The sequence below is a fragment of the Streptacidiphilus anmyonensis genome, from assembly GCF_000787855.1.
GTDB lineage: Bacteria > Actinomycetota > Actinomycetes > Streptomycetales > Streptomycetaceae > Streptacidiphilus > Streptacidiphilus anmyonensis.
In genome coordinates this window covers 85,527-87,972 of the sequence record NZ_BBPQ01000035.1, presented here as the reverse complement: position 1 = coordinate 87,972, position 2,446 = coordinate 85,527, and the positions used below count along the sequence as shown (strand labels likewise).

At 70.6% G+C, this 2,446-nt stretch carries 2 protein-coding genes; both read left to right on the top strand.

All coding sequences use genetic code 11. The features are described 5' to 3' along the window. The first annotated feature begins 604 nt into the window (after positions 1–604). Positions 605–964, top strand: a complete 360-nt coding sequence (locus TR50_RS26045) for a hypothetical protein (RefSeq protein ID WP_042426771.1) — start codon at positions 605–607, stop codon at positions 962–964. Between the two features lie 115 nt (positions 965–1,079). Beyond that, the gene (locus tag TR50_RS26040; protein ID WP_042426767.1) at positions 1,080–2,249 is read left to right on the top strand and encodes a hypothetical protein; all 1,170 of its coding nucleotides are present in this window, start codon (positions 1,080–1,082) and stop codon (positions 2,247–2,249) included. Positions 2,250–2,446 lie beyond the last annotated feature (197 nt).

Genomic DNA, 2,446 nt, shown 5'->3' with positions numbered 1-2,446 from the left:
GCCCCCGGAAGTGACACGTTTCCCCGGTACACCACCACTCCCCTTCACCCACCCCCGAACCACCCGCCGAGCGGTTCCGCGCCTACGGCACGGAACCGAGCCCGGACACACAACCACCTCACCACGGCCCTGACGGGCCACCACGGCCACACAGGGCCCGTGCGGGCCCACAGCGGGGCAGAGGGGCCCGCACCGCACGCAAGGGCCCCCGCTCGCCCACACACCCACACACGACACATCCCCCACCCCCAACGCGCGACCGCCCAACCCCAACCACACCACTCCGGGACAGGCGGACGCGCAAAGGGGCATGTCAGCGTCCCCGAAGACTTCGGCACCCCAACCCACCAGCGGTGATACTGAGTTGAAGAAAGGCGGGGGAAAGCCCAGCCCACGGGGTATGCCACGGGGTACCCCACGCCCCTGCCCACGGGGCAGCCCAAGGGGTAACCCACCGGCTCAAATGTGCGCCGACCGGGTGAACCCTTGCGGCGCGGCGCGAAATTGATTGGACCGTGGCCGCGCGATGCAGTTAACTATTAGCAAGTCGCCCGGCAGGCACCGGGAGGCGCGACAGACGCCACCGACCGAAAGGACCTCCCAAGTGGAGATCATCATTGCTCAGGGCTGCGTCACCTCCGTCGTGCACGGCCCCGAGTCGGAGCAGGCGAGCACCGCGCGGCAGATCGCAAGCTTCCTGCCCCTGCCCTCGCTCCTGGACGGGGCGCGCGTCCTGCACGACCAGGACGAGAACATGACCGCACTTCAGCTGCCGACCCACGCCGGGCCGGTGCTGCTGGTGATGCCCATCACCGAGGAGTGCCAGTACGTGATCATCTTCGAGGGCGAGACCGGCCGCCGGATCATCGGCACGGTCCGCCGCGAGGACCGCCGTACGCGGCAGCCGCTCCGACAGGTGGCCTACCGGGTGGCCGAGTTCCTCCGCTCCCGCGCCCTGGTCTGATTCCCGCAGGTCGGGGCCGCAGGGAAACCGGTGGCCCCGCCTCCAAAGTTACCTATTATTAAGTCGTCGAGGTTGGCACCCCGACGCCGACGAAACACCACCAAGGAGCACCACCATGCAGGAGCTGACCACCCGCGCCGCCGTCGTCACCCCCGGCCCGGACGGCACCGGGGCCGCCCGTAACGCCGAGCTCCGGGATCTCGTAGAGGCCCTGACGCACCAGCACGCCCGCAAGGCCGATCACGTCGCGTCCGCCGGGCGGATGCGCGCCGAGGGCGGGAACCTGCTGCTGACCGGTCACGAGCCGGTGCTGAGCGCCGAGGGCGTCACCCTCACCGACCAGGCGTTGCGGCCAACCTCCGTGGCCGACGAGGGGATCGCGGAGAAGCTGCGGATTCCGCTGGCGTACCTGCGGCGCATGCGGACGGAGCTGCCCGCGCTGTACGACGCGAACGTGAACGGGTGGCTTGAGGCCGACCCGTCCCGCAAGCTCATGCTGCGGACGTTCACCCCCGGTGACGGGGACGGCGGTGTCGGTGTGCTGCGCGCCGTGCTGTCGGACAGTTACCGGCGGATCGACAACTTCGACGTGCTGGTGTCCGCGCTGGAGGGCATCCGGCAGAGCGGGCATGACATCGACATCACGGGGTGCGATCTGTCCGACCGGCGCATGGTGGTCCGGATCGAGTCGCGGTCCGTGCGGGTGATGGCGCCCGAGCTGTTGAAGGGGTACCGGTCCCCGTTCACCGGCCAGACGGGCGACCAGTTGCCCGTCGTGTCGGCCGGTTTCGTGCTGGCCAACAGCGAGGTCGGGTCCGGTGCCTACACCCTCACCCCCCGCATCACCGTCCAGGTGTGCACCAACGGGCTGACCATGACGAAGGACGCCTACCGGGCGGTGCACCTCGGGGCGCGCATGGACGAGGGACTCATCCGGGTCTCTGAGGACACCGACGCCAAGCACCTCGCGCTGATCCAGGCGCAGACCCGCGACGCGGTCACCACGTTCCTTGACCGGGAGTACGTGGAGACCAAGCTCCGCGCGATCGAGCGGGAGGCCGGACGCGAGGTCGCCGACCCCGCCAAGACCATCGAGACGATCGGCAAGAAGCTCCGGTTCTCCGAGTCCGTGCAGGCATCGGTGTTGAACCACTTCATCCGGGGCGGGCAGCCGACCGCCGGGGGCATCCTCCAGGCCATCACCGCCACCGCGCAGACCATCCAGGACGCGGACGCCGCGTACGAGCTGGAGGCCCAGGCGCTCGCCGCCATGGCGCTGGTCTGACCCGCCCCGCCCGGTGCTGGGGCCGACCGCCCCAGCACCACCCCCGGCCGCCGAGCCGGTCCGGCGCGCACGCGCCCACCCCATGACTTCCCCGTGTCCCCCGGCCGCGCGCCGGGGGACCAGCCCCGCCCTGCCCAGGAGGCACCCCACATGACCGATCACCGCTCCCCCACCGCCGGTAACCCGATGCAGCCAGC

What these genes read in the sequence shown, in the direction of transcription:
- TR50_RS26040 (WP_042426767.1), top strand. Translation starts at nt 1,080, where the DNA reads ATGCAGGAGCTGACCACCCGCGCCGCCGTCGTCACCCCCGGCCCGGAC.